Here is a 1,533-nt window from a genome sequence, read left to right as displayed (position 1 = left end):
TGTACGTCGTCAAATGAAAGTGGACAAATGGGATGAAAATGAGAAGAGACAATTCAGTAAATTGTTTCACTCAAATCCCCTTGGTTATGTCCAATTCAACCAAAAAATCTCCGCCTAGTCGTTCCAAAACGACCCACGCCACTTCCTCTGAGCGCAAACCCGCGCTATCTATCATTAAAGACATCCAGCGACAGACCCGACGACAATACACGGCTGAAGAAAAAATTCGCATCGTCTTGGAAGGCCTACAAGGCGAACAGTCAGTTGCTGAAATCTGTCGACGAGAAGGGCTCAACACCAATATTTACTACCGTTGGAGCAAGGAATTTCTCGAAGCTGGCAAAAAGCGCTTGGCTGGTGATACCACCCGAGAAGCCACCGCGCCTGAAGTCCAATCCATCAAGTCTGAGAATGAAGCTCTCAAACAACTGGTGGCCGAATTGAGCCTGGAGAATCGGCTATTAAAAAAAAACCTTAGAGCCGACGACTAATCGCTACCATCGTATGACCCAATCGGAAAAAATGGAAATCATTACCTTGGTCGAGCAGTCACCTTTAAGTGTCAAGGCCACCCTTCGCGAGTTAGGCATCAATCGATCAACGTTTTATGAATGGTACAAACGCTATTTAAGTGATGGCTTTGATGGCTTAGCTGATCCGGCTTATCGGCGGACCAGTGCCTGGAATCAATTACCACCCACTGAAAAGGGGCGCGTGGTGGAGTTAGCTTTCGAACGGCCTGATCTATCTTGTCGGGAACTAGCCTGTTATATTGTTGATAATGAAGGGTGGTTTGTATCGGAGTCTACGGTTTATCGTATCCTGAAAAGCCGAGGTTTAATTACGACCCCAGCCTACCGATTGATGGAAGCAGCTGATAAGTTCTATAACCCCACTACGGCACCCAACCAGCTCTGGCAGACTGACTTTACCTACTTTAAGATCAAGTATTGGGGCTGGTATTATCTCTCGACAGTGCTGGATGACTATTCACGTTACATTTTAGCCTGGGAATTGTGTCCAGGTATGCAAGCAACGGACGTGGAGCGCACCATGCAAGCAGCTCTGAAAGCGAGCAGTCTGAAAAGCGGTCAACGGCCCCGCATGCTGTCGGACAATGGGTCTGCCTATGTGTCTCGGTATCTGAAGGATTATTTGAAAGGGGAAAGCATTGAGCATATTCGCAGTGCGCCGTTTCATCCCATGACTCAAGGAAAGATCGAACGTTACCACCGGTCGATGAAAAATGTGCTGTTATTGGAGCACTACTATAGTCCCGATGAGTTAAGAAAGCGCTTAACTGAGTGGGTCGATTATTATAATCAACAACGCTATCATGAGTCACTCGAGAATGTACGTCCCGCCGATGCGTACTGGGGCCGCCAAGAGCAAATCGTGGCTGAACGGCAAAAAATCAAGCAGCTAACGATGGCCCAACGGCGGAAAAGTCATATTTTTCAGCGAGTTCAAAGTGCTTAAAAGTATCTCTTCTCTTTTCACCCGCATCTGTCCACTTTCATTTGACGACATACA

Annotated in this window: 1 protein-coding gene; it reads left to right on the top strand. The window is 47.1% G+C overall.

The features are described 5' to 3' along the window. Positions 1–86 precede the first annotated feature (86 nt). Positions 87–1,479 (top strand): IS3 family transposase gene (locus ACYVJM_RS32025; protein ID WP_461152196.1). Its coding sequence is split into 2 segments (ribosomal slippage): positions 87–487 and positions 486–1,479, totalling 1,395 coding nucleotides; the frame shifts between segments, so codons are not numbered across the junction. Positions 1,480–1,533: the final 54 nt, after the last annotated feature.

This window comes from Spirosoma pulveris (assembly GCF_054781875.1).
This window is presented reverse-complemented; position numbering and strand designations above follow the sequence as displayed.